Origin of the sequence: Amycolatopsis sp. MtRt-6 (assembly GCF_017308975.1) — a bacterium.
GTDB lineage: Bacteria > Actinomycetota > Actinomycetes > Mycobacteriales > Pseudonocardiaceae > Amycolatopsis.
On the sequence record NZ_JADWPD010000042.1, the window covers coordinates 67,195 to 93,155 of the forward strand.

Here is a 25,961-nt window from a genome sequence, read left to right on the forward strand (position 1 = left end):
CGGGCCGGGGGCTTCGCCACCCGGACCCCCGAAAAGCAGGCGTCAGAGCTCGACGTTCCGGTAGAGCGCACCGACCTCGTTCTTGGTCAGCCGCCGGATCGAGCCGACGCGCTGGTTGCCCAGCTGGACGTCGCCGACCGCGGTGCGGACCAGCTTGAGCACCGGGTGGCCGGCGTCCTTGAGCAGGCGGCGCACGATGTGCTTCTTGCCCTCGTGGATCACCAGCTCGACAAGCGATTTGCCGGAGTGCATGTCCTTGACGCGGAACTGGTCGACCTTGACGATGCCGTCCGGCAGCTCCCAGCCGCGGCGCAGCTCCTTGCCGAGCCCGCGCGGCACGAGGCCGTCGACCTCGGCGAGGTAGGTCTTGAGCACCCGGTACGACGGGTGCATCAGCCGGTGGCCGAGGTCGCCGTCGTTGGTCAGCAGCAGCAGGCCCTCGGTGTTCTCGTCGAGCCGGCCGACGTGCACGACACCGGGCGTCTCCTCGTAGCGGCCGCGCAGGTAGTCGCCGACGCAGGGGCGGCCGCGGTCGTCCGACATCGTCGAGTGCACGCCCTTGGGCTTGTTCAGGGCGAGGTAGATCAGGTCGTCGCGCAGGTTCACCCGGGTGCCGTCGACGTGGATGATCGCGGTGTCCGGGTCGACGCGGCGGCCCAGCTCGGTGACGACCTCGCCGTCCACCTCGACCCGGCCGGCGACGATCAGGTCCTCCGCCGCGCGCCGGGAGGCGACCCCGGCCTGCGACAGCACCTTCTGCAGCCGGACGCCGTCGGGGTGTTCACTGGATGTCATCGATGGTGTCCACTTCGGGTAGCAACGGAGCGATCGGCGGCAGGTCGTTCAGTGACGACAGCCCCAGTCGCTCCAGGAACAGCTCGGTCGTCACGTACAGCGTCCCGGTCGTCTCGGGATCGGTCCCCATCTCTTCGATGAGGCCGCGCGCGAGCAGCGTCCGGATCACGCCGTCCACGTTCACGCCCCGCACCGCGGCAACCCGCGCGCGGGTCACCGGCTGCCGGTACGCGATCACGGCGAGGCTCTCCAGCGCGGCCCGGGTCAGCTTCGACCGCTGGCCGTCCAGCAGGAGCTTCTCCACGAACGGGGCATGGACGTCCCTAGTGTAGAACCGCCACCCTTCGCCGACGCGCCGCAGGTCGATCCCGGAGGTCCGATCGGTGAACTTCTGCGCCATGGTCCGCAGCGCGACGACGATCCGCGACTTGGGCTGGCCGAGGGTGTCGGCGAGCAGTTCTTCGCTCGCGGGCGAGTCGACGACGAGGAGGAGCGCCTCGAGCGCGGCTTCGAGAGCCTCGTCGGAGGTGAGGTCCGGCATGGAGTCGGAGTCGCCGGCGGCGACCAGGTCGGACTCGGGATCGGCGGGCCCGGGCTCGGCGGCCGGCTCGGGCGCCGCGGCCGCTTCAGGCTCCACGGCCGCTTCAGGCTCCACGGGCGCTTCAGGCTCCACGGCCGCTTCAGGCACCACGGGCGCTTCAGGCTCCACGGCCGCTTCCCCGACCGCGGCTTCCTCCGCGACGAGGGGCGCCACCGGCTCGCCGTCCTCGGTCACCGGCTCGCCGGACAGTGCCTCGTCCAGCGCCAGCTCCGCCGCGGCTTCGGCCGGTTCCGCACCCGCGGGCGGTTCCGGGGCTTCGACCTCAGCCGCCGACTCGGCCACCGGCGGCTCGGGCGGGGAAACCTGCTCGTTGTTCTCCGGGCTCACCCGTACTCCTCTTCGTCTCCGAACGCGCGGTCCAGCTCGGCCGCCGCGGAGGCTTCCTCCTTCGTGCCGCCCGTCCAGCGGACGTGCAGCTCGGCCAGTGCCTCGCTCTGCTCGAACTGGACCGTCGCCTCGCGGTAGAGCTCCAGCAGCGCCAGGAAGCGCGCCACGATCTCCACCGTGTGCTCGCAGTCGTCGACCAGCTCGCCGAACGTCGCCTGGCCTCGCTCCGCCAGCATCACCCGGAGGATCGCCGCGTGCTCGCGCACGGAGATGCGGCCCATGTGGATGTGGGCGATCGAGACCGTCGGCGGTGGCTTCGGCCGGAACACCGCCACCGCGATGTCGGCGAACTTCTGTGGCGTCACGCCCAGCATCACTTCGGGCAGGAGCCCGACGAACCGCTCCTCCAACGCCACCGATCGCGGGTAGCGCCGCAGCGCGTTCTGTTCCAGCTCGCCGAACAGCGCCGCCACCTGCTTGTACGCGCGGTACTGCAGGATCCGTGCGAACAGCAGGTCGCGGGCTTCGAGCAGCGCGAGGTCGTCTTCGCTCTCCACCTCGGCCGACGGCAGCAGCCGCGCCGCCTTCAGGTCCAGCAGCGTCGCCGCGATGACGAGGAACTCCGTCGTCTCGTCGAGGTTCCAGTCGGTGCCCAGCGCGCGCGTGTACGCGATGAAGTCGTCGGTGACCCGGTGCAACGCCACTTCGGTGACGTCGAGCTGGTGCTGCGAGATGAGCTGCAGCAGCAGGTCGAACGGACCCTCGAAGTTCGCCAGCCGCACCTTGAACTTCGACGTGCTCAGTTCCTCGGTGTTCACGCCTTCGGGGATCATCCCGCCGTGCACCGTCTGATGCGGCTCCGGGGCCTCCGGCGCGTCAGCCGGCTCGTCCATCAGCCCTCGGTTTCGCCGCCGTCTGAGCCGACCACCCGCAGCCGCTGGACCAGCACCGATTCTTCGCCGTGCTGGTCGAAGTCGGCCAGCAGCACCGCCACGGCCTCGCGCACCAGCCGGCCGCGGTCGACGACCAAGTCGTGCTTCGCGCGCAGCGTCAGCCGGGCCTGCTCCATGGCGACCAGCTCTTCGCCGGAGACGTACACGGTGATCTTCGCGTCGTGCTTGGTCCGGCCCGATCCGTGCGGGGCCGCGCTGCGGGCGAGCTGGTCCGTCCGGCCGTTACCCGCTGGCTTCGGCTTCTCGGCGGGCTCGGCCGGGGCCTGGGGAGGGAGATCGAGAGCGGGGCTGGAGGTGATGCGGAAGAGTTCCGACGCTCCGGGCAGGGAGGCGCGCCTGCTCACCGAGCGATCACCTCGCGAGCCAGCTGGCGGTACGCCGCCGCGCCGGCCGACTTGGGCGCCCAGGTCGTGATCGGCTCACCCGCGACCGTCGTCTCGGGGAACCGCACGGTGCGGTTGATGACCGTGTCGAACACGGTCTCGCCGAATGCCTCCACCACGCGAGCCATGACCTCCTTCGAATGCAGGGTTCTCGGGTCGTACATGGTGGCGAGAATCCCGACGATGTCCAGTTTGGGGTTGAGGCGTTCCTGCACCTTCTCGATGGTGTCGATCAGCAGGGCGACGCCTCGCAGACTGAAGAACTCGCACTCCAGCGGGATGATCACGCCGTCCGCGGCGGTCAGCGCGTTCACCGTGAGCAAGCCGAGCGAGGGCTGGCAGTCGACAAGAACATAGTCGTAGTCGTTCATGACCGGACGCAGGACCCGTAACAACGTGTGCTCGCGCCCTACCTCGGCGACGAGCTGGACCTCGGCGGCGGACAGGTCGATGTTGCTCGGCAGCAGGTCAACGCCGTCGACGCGGGTTTTCATCAGCACGTCGGTGGCGCTGACCGAGCGCTCCATGATGGCGTTGTAGACCGTCTGGTCCAGCTCGTGCGGCTGGATGCCGAGACCGACGGCCAGCGCGCCCTGCGGGTCGAAGTCGACGAGCAGCACCTTGCGCCCGTACTCGGCGAGGGCGGCCCCCAGGTTGATGGTCGACGTCGTCTTGCCGACGCCGCCCTTCTGGTTGCACATCGCCATGATCTTGGCCGGGCCGTGCTTGTCGAGCGGCGCCGGATCGGGGTGCTCGCGGATCGGGCGGCCGGTCGGCCCGATGCCCTCGAGCTTCACCTTCTTGCCGTTGCGCTCCTGCTGGTCGTCGCCGTCGTGGTCGATCGGTGTCGCGATGGTGACCTGGCTGAGGTTCGCCGCCGCCGACCCGGCGGACTCGGCCGGGACGGCCGGCTGGTTCGGTGTCGACATGGCGCGAAAGCTCCTTGTTCGTCAGCGTCCGCCGCAGCCTATGTCCGGAGTCGGAGCCCCGGCAAAGCAACGCGCCGGACTCGACGGGGCAATGTCACTCGACCGTCGGTGCAGGCTACGAAGGCTGTTGACCGTTTATAGGGCCGTCTAGCCCAGTGCTCGCGGGTGCGCCGTGGCGTACACCTCGCGCAGGGTGTTGACCGTGACCAGCGTGTACACCTGGGTCGTCGTCACCGACGCGTGGCCGAGGAGTTCCTGGACGACCCGGACATCGGCGCCGCCTTCCAGCAGGTGCGTGGCGAAGGAGTGGCGGAGCGTGTGCGGCGACACCGCGGCCGTGATGCCCGCCCGTTCGGCGGTGTCCTTGAGGACCTGCCACGCGCTCTGCCGCGACAGCCGGCTGCCGCGGGCGTTGAGGAACAGCGCCGCGGTGCCGCGGCCGTGCGCGGCGAGCGCCGGGCGGGCGCGGACGGTGTAGGCGTGCAGCGCGGCGAGCGCCGGACGGCCGATCGGGACCAGCCGCTGCTTGCCGCCCTTGCCGTCGAGCAGGACCGTGCGCTCGGCGTCGTCGACGTCGTCGACGTCCAGGCCGACCGCCTCGGAGATCCGGGCCCCGGTCGAGTACAGCACCTCCAGCAGCGCCCGGTCGCGCAGCGCGCGCTCGCCGTCGGGCGGCGGGGTCTCGAGCAGCCGCAGCACGTCGTCGACCGGCAGCGCCTTGGGCAGCCGCTTGGCCAGCGTCGGCGGCCGGACTTCGCGGGCCGGGTTGTGCTCGGTGTGCCCCTCGGCGTGCGCGAACTTGTGCAGGCCACGCACGGCGACCAGGGCGCGGGCGGCCGACGAAGCCGCCAGAGGCTGGTGCTCGTCGTCGCCCTCGCGCAGGGCGGCCCCGAAGGCCGTGACGTGCGCGGACGTGACGTCGGCGATCTTCGCGACGCCCAGGCCGCCCAGGTGCGCGGCGTACCGGCGCAGGTCGCGGGCGTAGCTGTCCAGGGTGTTGCGCGCGGTCCCGCGTTCGACGACCAGGTGGTCGAGGTACGCGGCGATCACGCCGTCGGTGCTGCCCGCGGCTACCACGCCGCCACCATAGGCCGCCCGGCGCTCGTGACCCGGCAGAAACCCCGGTTGGTTACCTTGGATCCATGGGGTCCGAGGAGCTGCGCGTCGGGACGGCCGAGCGGGAGGAGACGGCGAGGTTGCTCGCCGACCACTTCGGCATGGGCCGCCTCACCCCGGACGAGTACGAGACGCGGGTGACGGACGCCTACGCGGCGACCACGCTGGGCGACCTGCGGCCGCTGTTCCGCGACCTGCCGCAGCCGCACCCGGGCTTCTTCGGGCCACCCCCGATGCCGCCGTACGCGCAGTCCACCGTCCAGCTGCCCACGTATGCGCCACCGGCGCCGTACTCGCAGCCGATGCCCGTGCCGTACTCGCACCGGTCGAGGACGGTGGCCGGGGTGCTGCAGATCGTGCTGCCCTTCGGCGTCGGCCGGTTCTACACCGGCCAGACCGCGCTGGGCGTGGCCCAGCTCTTCGCCACCTTCTGCACCGGCGTCGGGGTGGTGTGGCCGATCGTCGACGGCATCGTGCTCCTGGTCAAAGGCGGCACGGACGCCGAGGGCCGCCCGCTGCGCCCCTGAACCGGGGCGCAGCGGAGCAGCTCAGGCCTCGCGGCGCTTGGCGAACGCCGTCGGGCGGTCTTCCCACGGGGCGTCCGCCGGCCGCGGCGAGGCCGCGCCGCTGATCACCGCGTGCGCGGCCAGGACACCGGACACCGTGGCGCCGTTGATCAGCTCGCCGGCCAGGGCCATCCGGACCGCTTCGGCGAGCGGGAACTTGCGGATGACCAGGTCCGCCTCCTCCTCGCCGAGCACCTCGCGGTCCACTTCGGACAGTCCGCGGGCGAGAAAGACCCGCACGACCTCGTCGGTGAAGCCGGGCGACGCCGCGACGTCGACCAGGGTCACCCAGTCCGCAGCCGCCAGGCCGACCTCCTCGACGAGCTCCCGGCGCGCCGTGCCCACCGGGTCCTCGCCGAGGTGGTCGATCAGGCCCGCGGGCAGCTCCCACAGCCGGTGCCCGATCGGGTGCCGGTACTGGTGGATCAGCGTGACCTGCCGGTCGTCGTCCAGCGCCACGATCGCCACCGCGCCGAGGTGCTCGATCACCTCGCGGACGGCGGTGCCCCCGCCCGGCATCACGACGTCGTCGACGCGCAGGCCGACGACGCGTCCGATGTGGACGTCCCGGCTGGCCGCGACGCTGAACTCGTGCTCGCCGGGCGCGGTCACCGGGCCGCCACCGGGGCTTCGGGCAGCTCGACCGGCAGCCGCTCGGCGACCTTGCGGTCGACGACGGCCTTGACGAACGCGCTGAACAGCGGGTGCGGCCGGGTCGGGCGGCTCTTGAGTTCCGGGTGCGCCTGGGTGCCGACGAAGAACGGGTGCTTGTCGGCGGGCAGCTCGACGAACTCGACCAGGTGGTCGTCCGGCGAGGTGCCGGAGAACACGAGCCCGGCGTCCGAGAGCTGCTTGCGGTAGGCGTTGTTGACCTCGTAGCGGTGCCGGTGCCGCTCGGACACCTCGGTGCTGCCGTAGGCCTTGGCGACCTGCGAGCCCGGCTTGAGCTTCGCCGGGTACGCGCCGAGCCGCATGGTGCCGCCCATGTCCCGCTCGCCCGCGACGACGTCGCGCTGGTCGGCCATGGTCGAGATCACCGGGTGCTTGGTGTTCTCGTCGAACTCCGACGAGCCGGCGTCCTTGATGCCGGCCAGGTGCCGGGCGGCCTCGATGACCATGCACTGCAGGCCGAGGCACAGGCCGAGCAGCGGGACGCCGCGGGTGCGGGCGTACTCGATCGCGCCGACCTTGCCCTCGATGCCGCGGATGCCGAACCCGCCCGGGATCAGCACACCGTCCACATCGGACAGCACGGAGGCGGCGCCGGACGCGGTCTGCGCGTCGTCGGAGGCGACCCAGACGATCTCGACCTTGGCGCGGTGGGCGAACCCGCCCGCACGCAGGGCCTCGGTGACCGAGAGGTAGGCGTCCGGCAGGTCGATGTACTTGCCGACGACCGCGATCCGGACGACCTCGTTCGGGTTGTGCACGCGGTCGAGCAGGTCGCCCCACACCGTCCAGTCGACGTCGCGGAACGGCAGGCCGAGGCGGCGGACCACGTAGGCGTCGAGCGCCTCGCCGTGCAGCACCTTCGGGATGTCGTAGATGGACCGCGCGTCCGGGCAGGCGATGACGGCCTCGGTGTCGACGTCGCACATCAGGCCGATCTTGCGCTTGAGGTCCTCCGGGATCTCCCGGTCGGCCCGGCAGACCAGCGCGTCGGGCTGGATACCGATGTTGCGCAGCGCGGCGACCGAGTGCTGGGTCGGCTTCGTCTTGAGCTCGCCCGACGGCGCCAGGTACGGCACCAGCGAGACGTGCAGGAAGAAGCACTGGTCGCGGCCGACGTCGTGGCGGACCTGGCGGCAGGCCTCCAGGAACGGCAGGGACTCGATGTCGCCGACCGTGCCGCCGACCTCGGTGATGACGACGTCCGGCGACTGGCCGGTCTCGTCCGGCCCGGCGGCCGCGGTGATCCGGGCCTTGATCTCGTCGGTGATGTGCGGGATGACCTGCACGGTGTCGCCGAGGTACTCGCCGCGGCGCTCCTTGGCGATCACCTCGGAGTAGACCTGGCCGGTGGTGACGTTGGCCTTGCCGTCGAGGTCGCGGTCGAGGAACCGCTCGTAGTGGCCGATGTCGAGGTCGGTCTCGGCGCCGTCGTCGGTGACGAACACCTCGCCGTGCTGGAACGGGTTCATCGTCCCGGGGTCGACGTTGAGATAGGGGTCGAGCTTCTGCATCGTGACGCGAAGCCCGCGCGCGGTAAGGAGCTGACCCAGGCTGGAAGCCGTGAGTCCCTTACCCAGAGAGGAGGCGACGCCTCCGGTGACAAAGACGTACTTGGTTGCCCGTGACTGAAGTCCCACGGGCCGCCAGCATATCCCACTGGTGCGGATCCGCGCGCCGGGACATGCCCGGGACGCGGGATATGACGCCTGCCACCCGTGCGGGTGAGGTCAGGCCGCGGCCTTCGCCGGGCGCAGCCGCGGCCGGCCCGTGAGCGCCCGGCTGCCCGGCAGCCGCCGCAGGACCTCCACGATCAGGACGGTCAGCACGATCGTCGCCAGGTAGATGATCACGCTGAGCCACGGCGCGCCGAACCGCTCCGCCACGTACGGGATCACCGGGCCCAGCAGGGCCAGCGCGAGCGGGTGCACCAGGAAGATGCTGAACGACCGGTTCGCCGCCCACGACACCACCCGGGCGCCGCGGCTGCCTTCGCGGCGGCGGGCCGCCCACCGCGTGGCGAACGCGTAGATCGCCGCGATCACCGTCAGGAACCACGGGATCAGGTACGGCTGAAACGGGTCGCTGGCCACCTGCGGGAAGGTTCCATTGTGGACAGTCCGGAAGTAGAACCACTCGGTGCCGGCCAGCACCGCCACGAGCGCGCCGCCGAGCAGCAGCCGGTGCCGCCCCACCCAGGCGTGCACGGTCTCGAAGTGCATGGCCACCACGGCGCCGAACAGCGTGTAGAACTGGTACGGCAGGACCGTGCCGTACAGGTGGGTGATCGCCTCGTAGCTCACGCCGAACGGCTGGTAGGTCATGAACAACGTCACGCCGACCTGCAGCAGGCCGCTGCCGAGCAGCAGCCACTTGTGCTTGCCCTCGGTCGCCCGCAGCACCTTCATCAGCACCGGGAACAGCAGGTAGACCTGCATCGTCACGAGCAGGAAGTACAGGTGGTACCACGCGCCGCCGGTGACGAGGTCCTTGAGCAGCAGGCGCATCGACGCCTCGAGCGAGCCCGGCTGCTGTTCCCCGGTCACCAGCGCGAACGCCCAGAAGAACATCGACCACGCGAGGTAGGGCGTCGCGACCAGCGGGAGCCGCCGCCGCCAGAAGTCGCCGGCGGTGAACTCGCGGCGGCGGTTCTGGAAGACCAGCACGAACCCGGTGAGCGCGAAGAAGGCCTCGCGGGTGAAGTGCAGCGGCGTCTCGACGGCGTTGGCGCCGACGTCCTGCGCGAAGTTCGTCGCGCCCACCACGTGGATGAGGATGACGCAGGCGAACGTGATCAACCGGAACAGGTCGATCTGGTGGAGGTAGGGCGCTTTGCCGCCCGGTCTCGTGGCGCGGGCGGGGGCCTCGAGCGTGGCCTGGGCAGTCGTCATCGTGCCGCCGGTCCGGCACCGTCGTCGGCGTGGTTCACGTTGTCAGACTTGCCACCCATTCTGTGAATTTCCCATGAAGCCGCTGGGAAGCGCCTGTTGGCGGGGCTTCTCGGGTATGTCGGATATGCCACTTCCGCTCGGGATGCGCGGGTACGGTGATCATGTTAGTGCTCAGCGTGAAGGGCCACCACGCGGGCGGGACGCCGCCGGCGTGATGGCCCTTACTCGCGCAGCGCTCAGAAAGCGGTGGCCCCGTTCGGGGTGCCGAGCCCGGTCGGGCCGTCGTAGCCGGTCACGGCGGTGCAGAGGTAGCTGCCGCCGCAGGAGCCGTTGCTGCCGCCGCTCACATCGTTGAGCGACGATGTGTTCGAGTACACAGTGTTCGCGCCCGTGATGCCGCTGACACCACCCAGGGCGTAGACACCGCCGACGACCGGGGCCGCGACGCTCGTGCCGCCGAACACCAGCCAGCCGGAGCGGCCCTGGTAGGCCGTGCTGTCGTAGACGGCGACGCCGGTGGCCGGGTCGGCGACGGCGCTGACGTCGGCGACCGTGCGCTTGCCGCAGCCGCTGTCGGCCTGCCACGACGGCTTGGTGATATACGCCGAGCAGCCGCTGCCCGCGCCGCTCCACGCCGTCTCGCTCCAGCCGCGCGTGTTCGACGCCTTCTTCAGGCTGGTGCCGCCGACGGCGGTGACGTACCGCGAGGCGGCCGGGAACTCGACACCGTACCCGGCGTCGCCGGAGCTGACCGTGATCGCCACGCCGGGGTGGTTGAAGTACTGGCCTTCGGAGCTCGCCTCGCCGGAGAACTCGCTGCCGCCGTAGCTGTTGCTGACCACCTCGGCACCCAGCCGGACGGCCGTGTTCACCGCCGTGCCGAGGTCGGCGAAGCTCGACGACGTCCCCTCGACCAGCAGGACGTTGCACTTCGGGCAGATCGCCGACGCCATGTCGAGGTCGAGGGAGATCTCCTGGGCCCAGCCGCCGTCCTTGCGCGGGTAGGTGGTGCCGCCGTTCTGGTCGGCCTTCGCGAAGCACGGGGTCATGCTGGCGTTGACCGACGACGGCGTGCAGGACGCGAGGGCGGGGATGCCGTACTGGGCGCGGTAGACGTTGACGTCGGCGAAGGCGGTCGGGGCGTCGTAGGCGTCGACGATGGCGATCGTGCGGCCGGCGCCGGCGCTGCTCGCGAGGGAGCCGAGGTTGTAGGCGGAGAGCAGGTCGGCCGGGCCGAACCCGGACGGCGTGGCGGCCGCGGCGAAGGTGGTGTCGGTGTCGATCCAGGCGTTGCAGGCGGCGAACCCGGCCGGCGCGACCGAGCAGACGCGCTGGGCGTGGCCGTGGGCGGTGGGCGCCGCCTCGGCGACGCCGGTGACGGTCAGGGCGAGGGTGAAGGCGGCGGCGAAGACTGTCGCTCTACGCACAGTGAACCTCCGGAGGCGGTGGGGACACGGTCGGCGGGACCGGTGACCGAAGACCGTAAGCAGCCGTTCGGCGGCGTGACACAGACCAAAGTCGTGTCACCGCTGGTGCGAATGGCTGAAAAACCGGGCGCCCGCGTGCTTTCTCGCCAAACCGGGCGGGCCTCAGCCCGCCGGCCGCTCACCGGGTTCGTCGCCGAAGAGCAAACGCAGCGTCACCTCGCGGTTCACACGCACGTGCTCCACCGCGGACGCCTTCGCGCGTTCGGCGTCCCCCGACGCGATCGCCTCACAGAGCCGGCGGTGCTCCTCCAAGAGGCTCGCCCAGCGCTCGTTCTGGTTCGTGAGCCAGCGGAGCCGGCCCGCCAGGGGCTGCAGCATCGTGCTGAGCAGCGCGTTGCCCGCGATGGCGATGATCTCGTCGTGGAAGCGCGAGTTGAGCGCCGGGATGCGGGCCACGTCGCCGCGGGTGGTCGCGCGGGCGGCGTCGGCGAGGATGCGCTCGAGCCTCTTCAGCTCCGCCGCACCGGCCCGCGCCGCGGCGAGCCCGGCGGCGAGGCCTTCGAGCGCCTCGCGGACGTCGAACAGCTCCTCGACGTCGACCCGCGCCAGCTGGCGGACGACGACCCGGCGCGGTGACTGGACGACGAGGAAACCCTCGGCCTCGAGGCTGCGAATGGCCTCGCGGACCGGCACGCGTGAGACGCCGAGGTCTTCGGCCAGCTCGCGCTCGACCAGCCGGTCCCCCGGGCGGAGCCGTCCGGTGACGATCCGTTCGCGCAGCTCCTCGCGGACCCGCTGCCGCGTGGCCGCGAGGGGTTGCCGCTCGTCCTCCACCACTCCCCCTCCCTCAACACCGCCGTAACCGGCCGTAACACGAGTTTATCGGCCGGAGGGTTGACTCGCGTGGACCCCGAAGCGATATTTGGGATTCCAAAGTTTGGTATCCCAAAGTGCCGTCGCCGCACGTCGACCGGAGGCCCGCATGACCGCAGCCCCGCTCACCGAACCCTCGCAAGAGACCACCCCGCCGCCCGATCCCCGGCTGTGGAACGAAGACCTCGCCCCGGCGAAGGAACGCCGGTGGAAGGTCTACGACATCTTCGCGCTGTGGATGTCCGACGTGCACAACCTCGGCAACTACACCTTCGCGGCCGGGCTGTTCGTGCTCGGCCTGTCGGCCTGGCAGGTGTTCACCGCCCTGCTGTTCGGGTTCGTCATCATCTACTTCGGGATGAACCTGATGGGCCGGATCGGCCAGCGCACCGGCGTGCCGTTCCCGGTCGTGGCGCGGATCAGCTTCGGCACTTTCGGCGCCAACCTGCCCGCGCTGATCCGGGCGATCATCGCGATCTTCTGGTACGGCATCCAGACCTACCTCGCGAGCGTCGCCATCACGCTGCTCGTGCTCGCCATCGACCCGGGCCTGAAACCGTGGACGGAACACGGTTTCCTCGGCCTGCACGCGCTCGGCTGGATCTGCTTCATCGCGCTGTGGGCGGTGCAGGCGCTGATCCTGACCCGCGGCATGGAGTCGGTGCGGAAGTTCCAGGACTGGTGCGGCCCGGCGATCTGGGTCGTGATGATCGCCCTCGCCGTCTGGATCCTCGCCGCCGGCGACTGGAACATCTCCTTCACCAGCAGCCCGAAGCAGCTGTCCACCGGAGAGCAGATCCGGCAGTGGTTCGGCGCGGCCGGGCTCATCCTGGCCACCTACGGCACGCTCATGCTCAACTTCTGCGACTTCTCCCGGTTCGCCCCGGACCAGAAGACCGTGAAGCGCGGCAACTTCTGGGGCCTGCCGATCAACTCGACGGCGTTCGCGCTGCTGTCGGTCGTCGTCACCGCGGGCAGCATGCAGGTGTTCGGCGAGGCGATCACCGACCCGGCCGAGCTGCTGGCCAAGGTGGACAACACGGCGGTGCTCGTCATCGGCGCGCTCACGTTCGCGGTGGCGACCATGGGCGTCAACATCGTCGCCAACTTCGTCTCCCCCGCCTACGACCTGGCCAACATCTGGCCGAAGCGGATCACCTTCACCATCGGCGGGATGATCAGCGCGGTCGCGGCGCTGTGCGTGCTGCCGTGGAAGCTGTACTCCTCGCCGGCGGTGGTCAACTACTTCCTCGGCGGCCTCGGCGCGTTCCTCGGCCCGCTGTTCGGCATCATGATCGTCGACTACTACCTGATCCGGCGCGGCAAGGTCGACGTCGCCCAGCTGTTCGTCGACGGCGGGATCTACCCGCGGGTCAACCCGCGAGCGCTGGTGACGTTCTTCCCGACCGCGGCGTTGTCCGCCGTCATCGCGCTGGTGCCGTACTTCGCGCCGGCCGCGCCGTACTCGTGGTTCATCGGCACGGCGTCGTCCGCGGCCCTGTACTACGTGGTGTCGAGGAAGCATCGATGAGGATCGTCGTCACCAACTGCAACACCACCGAGGCGATGACGAAGGAGATCGAAGCCGGGGCCCGCGCGGCCGCGAGCCCCGGCACCGAGATCCTGGCGCGGACGCCTCGCTGGGGACCCGAGTCCGCGGAGGGCTGGCTGGACAGCTTCCTGTCCGCGGCGGCGGTCCTGGACCTGTTGCGGGGCCTGGAAGAGCCGTTCGACGCCGTCGTGCTCGCCGGGTTCGGCGAGCACGGCCGCGAAGGCGCGCGCGAGCTGCTCGACGTCCCCGTCGTCGACATCACCGAGGCCGCCGCGCACCTGGCCTGCCTGCTCGGCCGCCGCTACGGCGTGGTGACCACTTTGGACCGGACGTGCGGGCTGATCGAGGACAGCCTGCACGCCGCCGGCGTCGCGCAGAACTGCGTCACGGTCACCGGCGCCGGCCTCGGCGTGCTGGAGCTGACCGACGAACGCCGCACGGAGTCGGCGTTGCTCACCGCCGGCCGGCGCGCGCGGGACGCCGGCGCGGAGGTGCTGGTGCTCGGCTGTGCCGGGATGACGGGACTGGACCGGAAAATCGCGACAATGCTGGACATCCCGGTCATCGACGGCGTCGCGGCCGCGGTCCGGCTCGCGGAGTCGCTGGTGGCGTTGGGGTTGAAGACGAGCCGCGCGGGTTCGTACGCGCGCCCGCTGGCCAAGCGGCGCACCTGGCCCCGCTGACCGCGCGCTGGGCCGATCAGGTGATCATCCCGGCCGCGCCTCAACCGGGAACGGCCGTCGGGCGTGGTGCCCGCAGCCACGCGGCAGCCGTGCCGCGGCCGATTCGAGGAGAAACCTTGGGAACCGCCGGAAAACGCCTGATCCGGGCCGCGCTCGCCACCGCGGGTGCCGTCGCCCTGCTCGCCACCGCCGCGCCCGCGGCGAACGCGGCGACGGCCCGCAACGGCATCTGCGAGAAGGGCGAGTTCTGCCTGTACTACGGCTACCACTTCACCGGATCGGTGTCCGACTTCTCCGGCCCGATCCCGAACTACGGCAGCACCCAGCCGGGTTGCTACGAGTTCAAGGGTGCCGGCACCGGCAAAGGGCTGTGCGTGAAGAACAACGCCCGCTCGGCCCGCAACCTCACCGGCATCTGGGTGGTGAAGGTGTACTACAACAGCAACTACGGCGGCACGAACGTCACCTACAACCCCGGCGGCGAGGGCGATCTGGGCCGCCTCGCCACCGAGAACGCCTCACACGACTACGAGCTCGTCAGCTGACCCGCCGCGCCGGCCGGGCTCAGTTCCCGGCCGGCCCGGTGACGCCGGGGGCGGGCGCCTGCGCGTTGCCCGCCACGCCGTAGCGGCCCGCGCCGCCGTCGAGCTGTTCCTTCAGCGCCAGCACCGCGCTCACCCGGCCCGCCGAGGAATCGACGTTGTCCACTGTGGACAGGATGGACGTCGCCGAGGTGTCGGCGCGGACCACGCCCAGCGCCCCCGTGCCGTCCGCCGAACCGGGGTCGCCCGCGAGGACCGTGCCCGCGCCGCCGCGGTCGAGCTGGGTCGCGAACCGGGCGATCGTCGCCGCGCGGTCGCCCGCGCCGTCGCCGGTCGCCTGGGCGCCGGTGAGCACGATCGCCAGCTGCGCGGGCTTGACGTCCTGGCCCGCCTTGACGAACCCGCCGTCGGTGAGCCCACCCAGCGCCGCCGCCAGTTCCTCGCCCGAGGACTGCGGCTTGGCCGTGGTCTTGTCCAGCAGCAGCACGGACCCGAGCAGCGCGCCGGCGAGCGTGCCGGAGTCCCCCGCCGTCGGGAACTTCGAGCCGGCCGGCTGCAGCCGCGTGACGACGTCGCGGAGCTGGTCGGCCTTCTCGGGGTCGGCGAACGCCGCGGTCAGCTGGACCTCGCCGGTCACCGACGCACCGGCCTGGCCGATCAGCTGCTTGAGCGCGTCGCGGTCGGCCGGGCGCGCGTCGTCGGTCGTCACGAGCACCACCGACCGCTTGTCCAGTGTGCCGGCGACGACCTTCGGGCCCATCGAGCCGGCGAAGGCGTCGGCGTCGGCCAGCCGCGCGTTGAGCGCGTTGCGCTGCGCCTCCAGGTCCGCGACCTGGGTGCCGAGGTCCTTCTTCTCCCCCGCCAGCCCGGACAGCAGCGTGCCGTTGAGCGCCGTCGAGCCGAGCACGACGCCGACGGCCAGCGCGAGGAAGCAGGCGGCGATGGAAACGACGTGGTACCGCAGCGAAATCACGTGAACAGTCCCTTGACCCAGGCGGCGAACGAGTTCCAGGTGGCCTTGAGCCAGTCCAGGTAGACCGTGCCCACATCGGACACCAGCAGGGCCGCGGCGACCACCACGACCGCGGCGAGCACGAGCAGGACGACCGCGCCGATCGACACCCGGTTGCGGTGCAGCGTCGCCACCGCCTTGCCGTCGACGAGCTTCGTGCCGAGCTTCAGCCGGGTCAGGAACGTCGACGGGTTCGAGCCGGACCGGCCGTGGTCGAGGAATTCGCGCAGCGTGGCCTGGAAGCCGACGGTGACGACCAGGCTGGCGCCATGCGCGTCGGCCAGCAGCAGTGCGAGGTCTTCGGCGTTGCCGGACGCCGGGAACGTCACCGCGCCGATGCCGAGGTCCTGGATGCGCTGGACGCCGGGCGCGTGCCCGTCCGGCGCGGCGGGCACGACGACCTCGCCGCCGCCGCGCAGCGTCGCGGTGCCGATGCCGGTGGGGTCGCCGACCACGACGTCCGGCCGGTAGCCCTGCACGCGCAGGGTGTCGGCGCCGGCGTCGACCCCGATCATGACCGGGCGGTGCTCGGCGATGTACTTCTTCAGCTTCTTGAGGTCCTCGGCGTGCCCGTTGCCGCCCGCGACGACCAGCACGTGCCGGTCCTTGAGCGCCACCTTCAGCTCGGGGACGCCGACGCCGTCGAGGATCAGGGTGCGTTCGCGGCGCAGGAACTCGATGGTGTTCGCCGAGAACGCCTCCAGCTGCGTCGACATCCCGGCCTTGGCCTCGATCATCTGGTCGGCGACGCTCTCGGCGGTCTGCTCGATGCCGGAGGCGACCTGCCGCTCGCCGATGTAGACGACGCCGTCGAGCAGCCGCAGCTTCGTGCCGTCCTTGATCGAGCGCAGCAGATCGCCGCCGACCGAGTCGACGAGCGGGATGCCGGCCGCGACCAGGATCTCGGGGCCCATGTTCGGGAACCGGCCGGAGATCGACGGCGACGCGTTGACCACGCCCGCGACCTCGGCCTCGACGAGGGCGTCGGCCGTCGCGCGGTCGAGGTCCAGCTGGTCGAGCACGACGATGTCGCCGGGACTGATCCGGCGCAGCAGCTCCCGGGTGCGGCGGTCCACCCGGGCGACCCCGGTGATCCCCGGCAGGGGTTCCTGATTCCGCGTGAGCAGACCCGTGAGCTTCATGTGGCCGATGGTGACAAATTTGCTCGTGGGACGATGCTCGCCACGCCGTAGCCGCCGTGACTCGTTGTGGTGAGCCCGGTCGCCCTCCCCCGCGCGGGTCAGGCCTCGGACTCCTCCGAGAGCGAGCCGAAATCGAGGTTCAGCCACGGGCTCGCCGGGTCCTGAAGGAGCTGGTGGTGGACGCGCACGGCCGCCGGGTACCACTCGCCGAAGTCGTCTTCGCCGCCGTGCAGCACCCGGCCCATGACGTACCCCGCCGAGAGGTCGGCCCATGACTGGTGGTAGCGGCGGGCCAGGGAACCGGCTTCGAGCACCATCAGCTCGGCGCTCAGCGCGTCGCAGTAGCCGGCCGCCAGCCCCGCGCGGGCGATGGTGACCGCGCGGCCGACGTCCCACGAAAGCGCCGTCGTCACGCACCCGTCCCCGTCGACCAGGCCGTCGGCACGCAGCCGCCGCTCGTACCGGGACACCCGGCGGACGGTGTCGCGCAGCTCGTCGGCCTGGTCGGCGGCGTCGTTCTCCGTGCACCACCGGTCCACCAGCTGCGCCCAGGTCAGCGGGTCGAACTCGGCACCCGGCAGGCCGTACTCGGCGGCGAACCGCAGCCGCAGCATGAGGACCAGGTTGCCGGGTGTCAGCGCGTAGCCGTCACCGATCAGGCCGGTCATGGTCGCGCGCCAGGCGGGCGGGTCGGGTACGCCCCACCAGTCCCGCAGGGCCCGCACCTCGGCGACGTAGTCGTGGTAGCGGCCGTCCAGGAGGTTCCAGGGCGCCGCGTTGAGCACGGCCAGGTGCGCGCCGCAGGCCAGCGCGTGCGCGATCGGCCCCTCGAGGTGCCCGTAGGGCGCGGTGATCAGCCGCTCGACCTGCTCTTCGAGCGGCGTGACGTCGTCGGCGTGCGCGTCGAGCCACGGCTGCAGCGTCGCCCCCGGCAACCGCCACTCGCCGCGGGTGCCGCGGTTGAACACGACGCGCTCGTGCCGCCCGACGCCGTCGACCGCCCAGTCGAGCGCGCCGCTCATGGCGACGGTGTCGGGGCCGAGGTCCGGCAGCGCGCCGCGGGTGAAGACCTGCAGGAACTCGTCACCGCCGGTCTCGAAGTAGACGTTGGGGAAGGTCTCCGCCCGCTCGTCCAGGATGCTGCGGGCGTCCACCCGCCGGATCGGCACGAACAGCTCCTCCCCGGCGAGCAGGCCGAGGTAGCGATCGAGGTCGCCGTCCCGCCGCGCGGCGGCGAGCTGGGCTTCGACGTCGGCGGGCGGCGGCAGGATCACGGGGCGGCTCCCTCCGCTCGGCCGGTCAGCACGACGAGCTTGCCCGCCGTCCGGTTGTGCTCCAGGTCGTCGTGCGCCTGCCGGATCTCCGCCATCGGGTACACCTTGGCCGGGCCCAGGCTGGTGGTGCCGCCGGCGATCCGGTCGAGGTGGCGCTGGAGGACGGGGGCGGGCAGGTCGTCCGCCTCACCACCATAAGCGGTCAACCGCACCCCGGCGGGAAGGTAGCCGATCGGATAAAAATTCGAGATCGTCCACTGGTTGGACAACATGCCGGTGAAGCAGACGGTCCCGTGCACCCGGGTGGCGTTGAGGGTGTCCGGCAGGGCCGGGGTGCCGACCAGTTCGAGCGCGGCGTCGACACCGTCGGGGACGATCTTGCGGACCTGCTCGGCGACGTTCCCGTCGTCGAGGACCGGGTGGTCGACACCGTGTTCGCGCAGGATTTCGAGGCGTTCTTCCTGCCGGGTGGTCGCGAAGACGGTGGCGCCGAGCTCTTTCGCCAGCGCCGCGGTGGCGAACCCGAGTGCGGAAGTGCCGCCGCGGATCAGCAGCGTCTGGCCGTCCTGGAGGTCGAGGCCGGTGGTGAGCGAGCCGTACGCGGTCTGCAGCGTCTCGGGGACCTGGCCGATGACCTCCCAAGGCAGGTCGGAGCGGAACGGGATGACCTGGTTCTCCGGCACCAGCGTGTATTCCGCGTAGCCGCCGTCGAAGGTGCGCCCCATGCCGCCCATCATGGTCGCGACCTGCTGCCCCGGTGCGAACCCACCGCCGGCGTCGACGACCCCGACGGCCTCGATCCCGGGCACCCGCGGAAAGGTGACGCCTTCGGCCAGCCCGAGCCGGGTGTGCAGCTCGGACCGGTTGAGGCCGAACGCCTTCACGGCGATCCGGACCCAGCCGGGTTTCACCTCCGGCAACGGGAGCTCGGTGAGTTCGAGGTTTTCGACGGGACCGGGTTCCCGGAGTACCACCGCGCGCATCCTGGGTCCTTTCTTCGCAAGCAGCTGCCACCACAACTGCTTGTCTGCGAAGGTTATTCCCGGGAAACTACTTCTTCTTGGCCGCGCGCTTCTTCTTCGGCTGGAACTCCGTCTTGTCCTTCTCGGCCGTCGCGAGCAGTTCCTCGGCGTGGGCGCGGCCGGTCTCGTTGTCCATGCCCGCGAGCATCCGGGCCAGCTCGCTGACCCGCTCGGTCTGGCTCAGGTTCTTCACGCCGCTGCGCGTGACCCCGCCGCTGTGGCCCTTGTCGACCACCAGGTGCTGATCGGCGAACGCCGCCACCTGCGGCAGGTGCGTGACGACCAGGACCTGGTGCGTCCGCGCCAGGCGGGCCAGCCGCCGGCCGATCTCGATCGCCGCGCGGCCGCCCACACCGGCGTCGACCTCGTCGAACACCAGCGTCTGGACGGTGTCCGCGTGGGCCAGGACCACCTCGATCGCCAGCATCACCCGCGACAGCTCGCCGCCCGAGGCCGCCTTGTGGACCGGCAGCGGCGGTGCGCCGTCGTGCGCGCGCAGCAGCAGCTCGACGTCGTCGACGCCGTCCGGGCCCGCGTGGACCGCGCGGCCGTCGATCGTCAGCGCGTGCGTGTCGCCGTGCTCGGCCGGACGCTGCTCGACCGTCACCTCGATCGCCGCCTGGCCCATCGCCAGCCCGGACAGCTCGCGGGTGATCTCGGCGGCCAGCTCGGCCGCCGCCGTCTCGCGGGCGCCCGACACCTCGGCGGCGTGCGCGGCCAGCTGGGTCGCGAGCTGGTCGCGCCGCAGCGCCAGCTCGGCGAGCGCCTCCTCCGACGTGTCCATCGTTTCCAGCCGCCGCCGGGCGTCGTCGGCCCAGGCGAGCACGCCGTCGACGTCCGCCGCGTACTTGCGCGTCAGCCGCTTGAGGTCGGCCTGGCGGGCCAGCACCTTCTCCAGCAGCGCCGGGTCGGCGTCCAGCGTCTCGACGTAGGTGCCCAGCTCGGCCCCGACGTCGGAGAGCAGCACCGACGCCTCCTCCAGCCGCGGCGCCAGCTCACGCAGGACCGAGTCCTCGGACGTCGAGAGTCGCCGCAGCGCCTCCCCGACCAGGCCCAGCGCGCCCGGCGCGTCCGGGTCGCCGTCCGGGGAGCCGGACACCGCGACGTGCGCCTCGGTCGCGGCCGCGCGCAGTTCGTCGACCGCCGCGAGCCGCTTGATCTGCGCGGTGAGCTCGTCGTCCTCACCCGGTTCCGGCGCGACGGCGTCGATCTCGGTCAGCCCGTGCTTGAGCAGGTCGGCCTGCTGGGCCATCTCCCGCGAGCGCGTCGACCGCTCGGTCAGCTCGGCGATCACCGCCAGCCACTCCGACCGGATCTCCTGGTACGCGCGCAGCGGCTTCGCGACGGCGTCGCCGGCGAACCGGTCGATCACCGCACGCTGCTCGGCCGGGCGCAGCAGCCGCAGCTGGTCGTTCTGCCCGTGCACCGCGATCAGCTGCTCGGACAGCTCCGCGAGCACGCCGACGGGCACGGACCGGCCGCCGAGGTGGGCGCGCGAGCGTCCGTCGACGGCGACGGCGCGCAGCGCGATCACGCTGCCGTCCTCGTCGACGTCCGCGCCCGAATCGGCGACGATCCGCTCGGCGCCTTCGACGCCGGAGTAGGTGAACCGCCCTTCGACGAACGCCTTCAGCATCCCCGTCCGGACCTTGGACACCTCGGCTCGGCCCCCGGACAGCAGGTGCAGCCCGGTGACGACCATGGTCTTGCCCGCACCCGTCTCACCGGTCACGACGGTGAAGCCCGCGTGCAGTTCCAGCAGGGCGTCCTCGATGACTCCGAGGCCCTGGATGCGCATCTCGGCCAGCACGCCGCCTACGGTAGCGGCCACCACCGACACTCTGCGCGCGCGGGCACCCGGCGCGTCGCCGATATGTTCGAAGAAAGCGCCGAACGGCTATTCACAAGGACGCGCGTGCCGCTCCCGCCAGCTCTTCACCGGCAGCGAGAACTTCTGGACCAGGCGGTCGGTGAACGGGCCGTCCCAGAGCCGGACGAGCCGCACCGGCGTCCTGCCGCAGGTCACGCGCACCCGCGCGCCCGGCGGCAGGTCGATCGGCCGGGTCCCGTCGCAGGTCAGCACGGCCGACGAGCCGTCCGGGTCGATCCCGACGGTGATCACCGAGTCGCGGGAGACGACCAGCGGCCGCGCGAACATCGCGTGCGCGTTGCTCGGCACCACCAGCAGGGCCTGGACGTCCGGCCAGATGATCGGGCCGCCGGCCGAGAACGCGTACGCGGTCGAGCCGGTGGGTGTGGCGCAGAGCACACCGTCGCAGCCGAAGGCGGACACCGGGCGGCCGTCGACCTCGATCAGCGCGTCCAGCACGCGTTCGCGGGTGCTCTTCTCCACGCTGGCTTCGTTGAGCGCCCAGGTGCGGGCGACCTCTTCGCCGTCGTGGGTGACCGTGACGTCGATGGTCATCCGCTCTTCGACCTGGTAATCGCCGTCGACGACGCGCTGGACGGTGTCGGCCAGCGCGTCGGAGTCGGCTTCGGCGAGGAAGCCGACGCGCCCGAGGTTCACGCCGAGCACCGGCACCCCGGCGGGCCGGGCCAGCTCGGCCGCGCGCAGCAGCGTGCCGTCGCCGCCGAGGACGAAGACCAGCTCGACGCCGTCGGCGGGGTTGTCGTCCGGGTCGACGACGGTGCAGGTCGCGCCGACGCCGTGCTGCTCGGGGTTGATCAGCGCGCAGACGTCGTGCTCGGTCACCCGGATCCGGATGCCGGCCTTGGCGAAGCGCGCCGAAACCTCGCGCGCGGCTTCGCCCGTCGCGTCGCGATCGGGGTGCACCATGAGGAGCACTTCACGTTCGGTGGTCATGCGGGCCCTTCCTCGACGGCGGTCCGGACGAGCCGCTCGGCCGCAGACCTGTCGACCGCGTCCACAGTGGACTCGGCCACGTGTTCCTTGTTGAGCCACACGAAGTACTCGACGTTCCCGGACGGCCCGGGCAGCGGGCTGGCGGTGACGCCGCGCAGCGCGAGCCCGAGCTTCGCGGCCTCGTCGATGACGGTGAGCACGGACTCGGCACGCAGTTCCGGGTCGCGGACGACACCGCCGCTGCCGAGGCGGTCCTTGCCCACCTCGAACTGCGGCTTGACCATCGGCACCAGATCGGCGCCTTCGCGCGCGCAGGCAGCGAGCGCGGGCAGCACGAGCTTGAGCGAGATGAAGCTCAGGTCCCCGACGATCAGGTCGACTTGCCCGCCGAGGTCGTCGGGCGTGAGGTTGCGGACGTTGGTTCGATCCATGACCACTACACGTGCGTCGGTGCGGATTCGCCAGTCGAGCAGGCCACGACCCACGTCGGCGGCGATCACGGTGGCGGCGCCGTTCCGCAGGAGCACGTCCGTGAACCCGCCGGTGGACGCGCCGGCGTCGAGGCAGCGCTTGCCTTCGACGCTCAGGTCCGTGAAGGCTTCCAGGGCGCCGAGCAGCTTGTGCGCGCCACGCGAGGCCCAGCCGGGGTCGTCTTCGTCCTTGACGACGATCGGGGCGTCGGATTCCACGCCGGTGGCGGGCTTGGTGGCGACCATCCCGCGCACGGTGACCTTGCCACCGGCGATGAGGGCCGAGGCCTGTTCACGCGACCGCGCGAGGCCGCGCCGGACCAGTTCCGCGTCGAGGCGGGCCCGCTTGGGCACGCCGATCAGACCTTGTCGATGCTGGACAGGGCGACCGTCAGCTCGGTGTGCACGGCGTCGAAGCGCTCGACGTGCTCCGCGAGCGGCAGCGCGTCCAGGTCGTCCAGCCCGGCGACGGCTTCGTCGATGCCGGCCCGCGGGTCGGTCTGCTGCGAGAACGACCCGGGCGGCGGGCCCGGGACGGGGAAGGGATGGTCCTGCACAGTGCAAACGGTATCAGTCAGGACAGGGCCGCCTCGGCGCGCGCGCCGAGTTCGGTGACGCCGGTCTCCCAGGCCGTGTGGCACAGCGCGCGGAGGAGGTCCAGGGCGTCGCCGTCGCCCGTCGCCGTCAAGGCGTGGTTCTCGACGGTCACGGTCCAGCCCGGCCGCGGCCCGATCCTGAGGTCGTCGGCCCGCTCGGTGAGCGCGGTGAGGTCTTTCGCGAGGTACGTCCCCCGCTCGGCCGGGATGGCCTCGATCAGCTGCTTCGGCGTCGCGACGCCGGACAGGACGACCAGGGAGTCGATGCCCGCGGCGACCGCACCGGCGATGTCGGTGTCGAGCCGGTCGCCGACGACCAAGGGCTTTGCGGCGTCCGCCGAGCGAGCGGCGGTCTCGAACAGCAGCGGCTGCGGCTTGCCGGCGACCAGGGGTTCGACATCGGTGGCGGTGCGCAGCGCGGCGACCATCGAGCCGTTGCCGGGCAGCAGGCCGCGTTCGCTGGGCAGCGTCGCGTCGACGTTGCAGGCCACCCACAGCGCGCCGGCCCGGATGGCCAGGCAGGCCTCGGCCAGCGCGGCCCAGGTGTTGTCCGGCGAGTGCCCCTGGACGACGGCCTGGACGGTGGGGGCGTTCTCCCGCACCGGCTTGAGCCCGGCCTCCAGCACTTCGGCGGCGAGCGATTCGGTGCCGACGACGAGGACCTCGGCGCCGGGGTCCAGGCGGTCCTTGAGCAGCTGCACGCCGGCCTGGGCACTGGTGTGCACCTCATCGGTCCCGGCGGGCATGCCGAGCCCGGTGAGGTGCGCGACGACCTCGTCCGGTGCCTTGGAGGCGTTGTTCGTGACGAACCGGACGGGGGTGCCGTGCTCCCGCGCGGCCCGCACCGTCTCCGGGGCACCCGGGATCACCCGGGTGCCGTGGTAGACGGTGCCGTCGAGGTCGAAGAGGACCGCGTCATAGGCCGCGAGGAGAGCGTCACTCATCGGTGGTTTTTCCCTCGTTGGACAGATCGGCGGCCCGCTCGGCGGCGTCGGTCTCGTCCTCGGCGTCGGCCTCGGAGGCATTGAGGAACCACTGGATGGCCTCGTCCTTGCGCCCGGCGGCCTCGAGGTTGTCGGCGTAGGCGTAGAAGAGGCGAGCGCTCCACGGGTCGCGCTTCTCGGCCTTGAGGTCGTCACCCTGCAGCGAGACGACGGCGGCGTCGAGCTGCCCGAGGTCCCGGCGAGCCCCGGCCGCGACGATCGCGAGCTCGACCTGGACGGCCTTGCTCAAGGTGGCCTTGTCGACCTCCTTCGCGAGGTCGAGCGCCCGCTCGGGCCGGCCGAGCGCGCGTTCGGCATCGGCGATGATGGCGATGTGGTCGTCGCTGCGGGTCATCCGCCGGACGGCCCGCAGTTCGGAGAGGGCCTCGGACCAGTTGCCGGCGTGGTAGGCGACCAGGCCGAGGGCTTCGCGCACGATGGGCACGCGCGAGGCCTTGGCCTTGGCGTACTTGGCGTGTTCGAGGGCGGCCTCGGGATCGCTGTCGATCAGCCCCCCGGCGGCGACGAGGTGCTTCCCGACGGTCTCGGCCAGGCCCTTCGGAAGGGTCCGCAGCTCACGACGGGCGTCCTCGTCGAGGTCGGAGAACTCGACGTCTTCGGGAAGCTCGGGAGCTTCGAGGAGTTCCTTCGCGAGGGCTTCGTCGTCGAGCGGCGCGCCGACCTTCGGCCGCGGGTTCCCACGGGGCCGGTCGTCGCGGCGGTCCTTGCGGTCGTTGCGCTCGTTGCGGTCGCCCTGGGGGCGGCTGTCGCGGTCGTAGCGCTTGCCGGAGTCGCGGAAGCCGCCGCCGGTGCGCTCGCCGCGGTTCTCGCGGGTGTCCCGGTTGTCGCGGTTGTCGCGGTTGTCGCGGTTGTCGCGGTTGTCGTCGCGGCGCTGGTAGCCACCGCGGTCGTTGTCGCGACGGTCACTGCCGCCACGGCCCCGGTCATCCGAGCGGAACCCGCCGGCACGCTCACCGCGGTCGTCGCGCCTCTGGTAGCCACCGCGGTCGTTGTCGCGCCGGTCGCTGCCACCGCGGCCCCGGTCATCGGAACGGAAGCCGCCGGAGCGAGAGCCACGGTCGTCATCGCGGCGCTGGTAGCCACCACGGTCGCTCCCACCGCGGCCCCGGTCATCCGAGCGGAAGCCGCCGGGGCGGGAGCCACGGTCGTCGTCGCGGCGATCGCGGGCCCGGTCGTCGGAACGGAAACCACCCGTTCGGGGACCGCGGTCACTGTCACGACGGTCGCTGCCACCACGACCGCGGTCGTCTGAGCGGAACCCGCCGGTCCGGGCACCACGGTCATCGTCGCGACGGTCGTCGGAGCGGAAGCCGCCGGTGCGGGGGCCACGGTCGTCGTCGCGGCGCTGGTAGCCGCCGCGGGAATCGTCGCGGCGGTTGCGGTCGTCCGAGCGGAAGCCGCCCGGGCGGGTCGTGCGGTCGTCGTCGCGGCGGTTGTCCCAGCGGGGCTTGCGGTCGCCGTACGACGACTTGCCCTGCGGACGGCCGCCCCGGTCGTCGTAGCCGCGGCCCGAGCTGTCGTTGCGGGTGCCGGAACGGCTGTTGCCCCGGTCCTCGTAGCGGCCGCCCGATCGGCCGGCGCCACGGTCTTCGTAGCGGCCGCCGCCGGAGCGGCTCGGGCCGTCGGAGAAGCGGCTGCCACCCGGCCGGCCGCCGGTGTCACGGCTGCCGTACCCGCCCCGGCGGTCGTCGCGGCCGCCACTGCGGCTCTGACCTGCGTAGCCTCCGCGCTGGTCGCGGTCACGGGGACCGTCGCCGCCTCGGAAGGGCTTGCCGCCGCCGCGGACACCGCGGTCGTCGCGGCGCGGGCGTCCCTGGTAGCCACCGTCGCGGCCGCCGCGGTCCTGCCGCGCGCCGCCCTGGCTCTTCCGAGGTCCGTCCGACCGGCCCCGGGAGCCTTCGTCCCGGCGTGCCGACCGGCCGGACCCATCATCGCTTGAGTCTCGTCGACCGAACTCGGACACCTGGCCTCCTGCCGTGGAAAAAATCTTGTTCTGGACATACGCGTACGGCCCGCTAGGGCAGCCAACTGGCTATCCTAACGGGCCGTACGGAAGGTAAGTTCGGCGGTGTCCTACTCTCCCACAACCCTTCGGTTGCAGTACCATCGGCGCTGTCAGGCTTAGCTTCCGGGTTCGGAATGGGACCGGGCGTTTCCCTGACGCTATAACCACCGAAACACTCCGAAACAACACACACCATGACATGTCACCGGTGTGGTGTTTCAGAACCGTAGAGTGGATGCGTAACATCTTCGTAGGCAAGTCCTCGGCCTATTAGTACCAGTCAACTCGACAACACATTACTGTGC

At 71.5% G+C, this 25,961-nt stretch carries 25 protein-coding genes and 1 rRNA gene; 4 read left to right on the top strand and 22 right to left on the bottom strand.

The features are described from left to right. Positions 1–42: 42 nt before the first annotated feature. The 6 genes from I4Q55_RS44030 to xerD all read right to left on the bottom strand — a co-directional run bounded on the left by I4Q55_RS44030 (position 43) and on the right by xerD (position 5,038). Complete coding sequence (locus I4Q55_RS44030; protein WP_206796712.1) at positions 43–795, bottom strand: pseudouridine synthase; 753 nt, start codon at positions 793–795, stop codon at positions 43–45. Further along, on the bottom strand, positions 782–1,723 hold the full coding sequence (scpB, locus tag I4Q55_RS44035) for an SMC-Scp complex subunit ScpB (RefSeq protein WP_206796713.1): 942 nt from the start codon (positions 1,721–1,723) through the stop codon (positions 782–784). The genes I4Q55_RS44030 and scpB overlap by 14 nt, the downstream gene beginning before the upstream one ends. Then, positions 1,720–2,616, bottom strand: coding sequence for a ScpA family protein (locus I4Q55_RS44040; RefSeq protein WP_091315015.1), 897 nt, complete (start codon positions 2,614–2,616; stop codon positions 1,720–1,722). Before I4Q55_RS44040 ends, scpB begins: the two co-directional genes overlap by 4 nt. Further along, a complete protein-coding gene (locus I4Q55_RS44045; RefSeq protein ID WP_206796714.1) occupies positions 2,616–3,020 on the bottom strand; it encodes a cobyrinic acid a,c-diamide synthase in 405 nt (134 codons plus the stop codon). Before I4Q55_RS44045 ends, I4Q55_RS44040 begins: the two co-directional genes overlap by 1 nt. Then, the gene (locus tag I4Q55_RS44050; RefSeq protein WP_206796715.1) at positions 3,017–3,988 is read right to left on the bottom strand and encodes a ParA family protein; all 972 of its coding nucleotides are present in this window, start codon (positions 3,986–3,988) and stop codon (positions 3,017–3,019) included. Before I4Q55_RS44050 ends, I4Q55_RS44045 begins: the two co-directional genes overlap by 4 nt. A gap of 147 nt (positions 3,989–4,135) precedes the next feature. Then, a complete protein-coding gene (xerD, locus tag I4Q55_RS44055; protein WP_206796749.1) occupies positions 4,136–5,038 on the bottom strand; it encodes a site-specific tyrosine recombinase XerD in 903 nt (300 codons plus the stop codon). 92 nt (positions 5,039–5,130) lie between these two features. Here xerD and I4Q55_RS44060 point away from each other — a divergent pair, with 92 nt between their 5' ends. Further along, on the top strand, positions 5,131–5,631 hold the full coding sequence (locus I4Q55_RS44060; RefSeq protein WP_206796717.1) for a DUF1707 domain-containing protein: 501 nt from the start codon (positions 5,131–5,133) through the stop codon (positions 5,629–5,631). Positions 5,632–5,652: 21 nt separating this feature from the next. On the opposite strand, the gene I4Q55_RS44065 is transcribed toward I4Q55_RS44060, so the two are convergent. From I4Q55_RS44065 to I4Q55_RS44085, 5 genes are all read right to left on the bottom strand, one after another. Continuing rightward, on the bottom strand, positions 5,653–6,282 hold the full coding sequence (locus I4Q55_RS44065) for an NUDIX domain-containing protein (RefSeq protein ID WP_206796718.1): 630 nt from the start codon (positions 6,280–6,282) through the stop codon (positions 5,653–5,655). Further along, complete coding sequence (locus I4Q55_RS44070; protein WP_206796720.1) at positions 6,279–7,979, bottom strand: CTP synthase; 1,701 nt, start codon at positions 7,977–7,979, stop codon at positions 6,279–6,281. The genes I4Q55_RS44065 and I4Q55_RS44070 overlap by 4 nt, the downstream gene beginning before the upstream one ends. A 90-nt stretch (positions 7,980–8,069) precedes the next feature. Continuing rightward, positions 8,070–9,230, bottom strand: a complete 1,161-nt coding sequence (locus I4Q55_RS44075) for an acyltransferase (RefSeq protein ID WP_206796721.1) — start codon at positions 9,228–9,230, stop codon at positions 8,070–8,072. 236 nt (positions 9,231–9,466) lie between these two features. Then, positions 9,467–10,657 carry a S8 family serine peptidase gene (locus I4Q55_RS44080; protein WP_206796722.1) on the bottom strand — a complete coding sequence of 397 codons (1,191 nt, stop codon included), beginning with the start codon at positions 10,655–10,657 and terminating at the stop codon, positions 9,467–9,469. Positions 10,658–10,819: 162 nt separating this feature from the next. Continuing rightward, positions 10,820–11,494, bottom strand: a complete 675-nt coding sequence (locus I4Q55_RS44085) for a GntR family transcriptional regulator (RefSeq protein ID WP_307793473.1) — start codon at positions 11,492–11,494, stop codon at positions 10,820–10,822. Between the two features lie 145 nt (positions 11,495–11,639). Here I4Q55_RS44085 and I4Q55_RS44090 point away from each other — a divergent pair, with 145 nt between their 5' ends. The 3 genes from I4Q55_RS44090 to I4Q55_RS44100 all read left to right on the top strand — a co-directional run bounded on the left by I4Q55_RS44090 (position 11,640) and on the right by I4Q55_RS44100 (position 14,310). Continuing rightward, positions 11,640–13,061: an NCS1 family nucleobase:cation symporter-1 gene (locus I4Q55_RS44090; protein WP_206796723.1), complete on the top strand. Its 1,422-nt coding sequence runs from the start codon at positions 11,640–11,642 to the stop codon at positions 13,059–13,061. Continuing rightward, positions 13,058–13,765 (top strand): aspartate/glutamate racemase family protein, encoded by a 708-nt coding sequence (locus I4Q55_RS44095; protein ID WP_206796724.1) that lies wholly within the window; start codon positions 13,058–13,060, stop codon positions 13,763–13,765. Before I4Q55_RS44090 ends, I4Q55_RS44095 begins: the two co-directional genes overlap by 4 nt. A gap of 116 nt (positions 13,766–13,881) precedes the next feature. Beyond that, positions 13,882–14,310: a peptidase inhibitor family I36 protein gene (locus tag I4Q55_RS44100; protein ID WP_206796725.1), complete on the top strand. Its 429-nt coding sequence runs from the start codon at positions 13,882–13,884 to the stop codon at positions 14,308–14,310. Positions 14,311–14,329: 19 nt separating this feature from the next. On the opposite strand, the gene I4Q55_RS44105 is transcribed toward I4Q55_RS44100, so the two are convergent. From I4Q55_RS44105 to rrf, 11 genes are all read right to left on the bottom strand, one after another. Next, positions 14,330–15,280, bottom strand: a complete 951-nt coding sequence (locus I4Q55_RS44105) for a copper transporter (RefSeq protein WP_206796726.1) — start codon at positions 15,278–15,280, stop codon at positions 14,330–14,332. Next, positions 15,277–16,461 carry a putative cytokinetic ring protein SteA gene (steA, locus tag I4Q55_RS44110; protein WP_206796727.1) on the bottom strand — a complete coding sequence of 395 codons (1,185 nt, stop codon included), beginning with the start codon at positions 16,459–16,461 and terminating at the stop codon, positions 15,277–15,279. The genes I4Q55_RS44105 and steA overlap by 4 nt, the downstream gene beginning before the upstream one ends. 98 nt (positions 16,462–16,559) lie before the next feature. Further along, the gene (locus I4Q55_RS44115) at positions 16,560–17,735 is read right to left on the bottom strand and encodes a DUF1266 domain-containing protein (protein WP_206796728.1); all 1,176 of its coding nucleotides are present in this window, start codon (positions 17,733–17,735) and stop codon (positions 16,560–16,562) included. Further along, on the bottom strand, positions 17,732–18,718 hold the full coding sequence (locus I4Q55_RS44120) for a zinc-binding alcohol dehydrogenase family protein (RefSeq protein WP_206796730.1): 987 nt from the start codon (positions 18,716–18,718) through the stop codon (positions 17,732–17,734). Before I4Q55_RS44120 ends, I4Q55_RS44115 begins: the two co-directional genes overlap by 4 nt. A gap of 67 nt (positions 18,719–18,785) precedes the next feature. Further along, positions 18,786–20,567, bottom strand: coding sequence for a DNA repair protein RecN (gene recN / locus I4Q55_RS44125; protein ID WP_206796752.1), 1,782 nt, complete (start codon positions 20,565–20,567; stop codon positions 18,786–18,788). A gap of 87 nt (positions 20,568–20,654) precedes the next feature. Next, the gene (locus I4Q55_RS44130; protein WP_206796732.1) at positions 20,655–21,581 is read right to left on the bottom strand and encodes an NAD kinase; all 927 of its coding nucleotides are present in this window, start codon (positions 21,579–21,581) and stop codon (positions 20,655–20,657) included. Continuing rightward, positions 21,578–22,405 (bottom strand): TlyA family RNA methyltransferase, encoded by an 828-nt coding sequence (locus I4Q55_RS44135; protein ID WP_206796734.1) that lies wholly within the window; start codon positions 22,403–22,405, stop codon positions 21,578–21,580. Before I4Q55_RS44135 ends, I4Q55_RS44130 begins: the two co-directional genes overlap by 4 nt. 5 nt (positions 22,406–22,410) lie before the next feature. Beyond that, the gene (locus tag I4Q55_RS44140) at positions 22,411–22,608 is read right to left on the bottom strand and encodes a hypothetical protein (RefSeq protein WP_003079777.1); all 198 of its coding nucleotides are present in this window, start codon (positions 22,606–22,608) and stop codon (positions 22,411–22,413) included. 17 nt (positions 22,609–22,625) lie between these two features. Next, the gene (locus tag I4Q55_RS44145) at positions 22,626–23,591 is read right to left on the bottom strand and encodes an HAD-IIA family hydrolase (protein WP_206796736.1); all 966 of its coding nucleotides are present in this window, start codon (positions 23,589–23,591) and stop codon (positions 22,626–22,628) included. After that, entirely contained in the window at positions 23,584–25,614 is a 2,031-nt protein-coding gene (locus tag I4Q55_RS44150; protein ID WP_206796737.1) for a hypothetical protein, read from the bottom strand. Before I4Q55_RS44150 ends, I4Q55_RS44145 begins: the two co-directional genes overlap by 8 nt. 97 nt (positions 25,615–25,711) lie before the next feature. Further along, a 5S ribosomal RNA gene (rrf, locus tag I4Q55_RS44155) occupies positions 25,712–25,828 on the bottom strand. Between the last annotated feature and the right edge of the window lie 133 nt (positions 25,829–25,961).